Genomic DNA, 2,047 nt, shown 5'->3' with positions numbered 1-2,047 from the left:
CTTCGTCGCACTCCTCGGCGAGGCCGGGGAAGCACACGTCATCGTAGGCCTGAATTTCCAAGGAACCGCGTTCGGCGATCCGCCGGGGCGACGCGACGGTCGCGGTGGCCAGCCCGAGGTCGCGGCGTTGCCGGTCTTCGGCCCGCTTGTTCATGCGCCAGCACATCCAGTCGTAGACGCTCATGCCGGTGCGCACCAACGGCTTGGGCATTCGTGGGATCAGTTGACCGTTGGGCCGCATCGGAATGTAGTGCAGGGTGGCCATCGGAATGCCGTAGTAATCAGCGACATTCACGGCGAGATCCTGGTAGAGCTGGCCGCTGAAGATGAGGTCGGCTCCCGCCCCCACCGACATCAGCGACGCGCTCATCTCCTGCCAATTCCGCAGCACGGGCTCCCACGCATCGCGGATCAGCTTGATCGGGTTGCGCACGAAATTCTTCCGAAAGTCACGGATGAATTCGTCGCTCCAGAAGTCGTGCATATCGGGGCCGTAGGCGATCGCCGGGAGACCGGCCTTCTGCGCCAGCTCCACCAGGTTCGGCGGGACGGCCATGCGCACCTCGTGGCCCCTGCGCATCAGTTCACGACCGATGGTGAGGCACGGCTCGATGTCGCCACGCGTTCCATAGCTCGCCACAGCAAATTTCATCGCGACCGTAACCTTAATCACTCTCCGTCAGCATGGGCAACTTCGGCGAGTCGCCGGTGGCCTGCGAATTGCAGATCATCGCTGGCCAATGCGCTTTCCTAGAGGAAAAGGCGGAACGGCGATGCAACGCCTTCGGCGATTGCAACGAAAATGAATTACATCGCAGTAGCGGTGTGGTGAATTCTGGCAAAGCCAATGTCATCGGCCTTTCCCCCGGACCGTAGCACTGTGACGACCTTCGAGCAGCGCAGGCATCGTCGGCTGAGGATACATTGTGCCAGAGGACCGTCGGCGTGTCTTTGGAAACCGCGCGATTTCGTATCCGCCACAGATGGCTCCGAAAAGCGCAATTTACCGACGCTTTTCGGGGCATATTTTCCCCGGCGCTTGCGGACCCGCTCAGGCGCGGCTGCGCGCTCGGGCGAAATTCTCGACGAGATCGGCGGCCTTGCGGACGCTGTCGGCGGGCTTGGTCATGTGGCTGGCGATCTGCCGGGCGCGCACCGCGTAATCCGGCGCCAGCACCCGGCGCAGGTCGGCGGTGAGGGTTTTCCGGGTCGTCGCCGAAAAGCGCCGCGTCGTCCCGACTTTCAAGCGTTTGAGCTGCGCTCCCCAAATGGTCTGGTTGGCGTCCATGGACAGGATCACGGTGGGAACGCCCGCGCGCATGCTGGCGGCCGTGGTGCCTGAACCGCCGTGGTGGACGACCGCGCGGCAGACCGGGAAGATCGCCGCGTAATTGACCGCTCCCACCACCTTCACGTGCTCGAAAGACGGCGCACTGCTGAAATCGCTGTAGCCGGCGCAGATCAACGCCCGCTCCCCCAGCTCGGCGCACGCGGCGCCGATCATTTCCACCGTCGCGGCCGGGGATGCCACGGGCATGCTGCCGAATCCGAAACAGATCGGCGGGGTACCGGCGGCAATCCACGACGCGACCTCGTCATCGGCGCCGGTGGCCAGCTGCATCGTCAACGTGCCGACGAACGGTCGCTGGTCACGCCAGTCGGCCCACTCGTCGGCCAAGCCCGGGAAGCACACCTCGTCGTAGGCCTGAATTTCCAGCGACCGCCGTTCGATGATTCGCCGGGGCGACGGCCCCGTCGCCTTCGGCAGACCCAGCTCGCGGCGTTGGGCGTCCTCGACCTTCTTGTTCAGGCGCCAACAGAACCAGTCGAACCCCACCATCGACGACCGCGCCAATGGCGCGGGAAGCAAAGACACCACCTGCCCGTTGGGCCGCATCGGGACGTGGTGCAGGGTGGCCAACGGGAGGTCGTAATACTCGGCAACGTTCGCTGCGGGTTCCTGGTAGCTCTGGCCAGCGAAGATCAGGTCAGCCCCGTCGGCCAGGGAAAGCAGCGTCGTGTTCATGTGGCGCCAGCATTGGTCGCT

Annotated in this window: 3 protein-coding genes; 1 reads left to right on the top strand and 2 read right to left on the bottom strand. The window is 64.4% G+C overall.

Going from position 1 to position 2,047, the window contains the following annotated elements:
* Window positions 1–652, bottom strand: a 652-nt coding sequence (locus A5714_RS21340; protein ID WP_197513853.1) for a glycosyltransferase, incomplete at its 3' end; no start/stop codon positions are given.
* A gap of 32 nt (window positions 653–684) precedes the next feature.
* On the opposite strand from A5714_RS21340, the gene A5714_RS26285 reads away from it, so the two are divergent.
* Entirely contained in the window at window positions 685–876 is a 192-nt protein-coding gene (locus tag A5714_RS26285; RefSeq protein WP_156747270.1) for a hypothetical protein, read from the top strand.
* 175 nt (window positions 877–1,051) lie between these two features.
* Here the strand turns inward: A5714_RS26285 and A5714_RS21335 are convergent.
* Window positions 1,052–2,047: glycosyltransferase (locus tag A5714_RS21335; protein WP_068282785.1), on the bottom strand; the 996-nt coding region annotated here is incomplete at its 5' end.

Origin of the sequence: Mycobacterium sp. E2462 (genome assembly GCF_001672685.1) — a bacterium.
GTDB lineage: Bacteria > Actinomycetota > Actinomycetes > Mycobacteriales > Mycobacteriaceae > Mycobacterium.
This window is presented reverse-complemented; position numbering and strand designations above follow the sequence as displayed.

Coding starts and splice junctions, on each gene's coding strand:
- A5714_RS26285 (WP_156747270.1), top strand. CDS start 685: ATGGGCAACTTCGGCGAGTCGCCGGTGGCCTGCGAATTGCAGATCATC.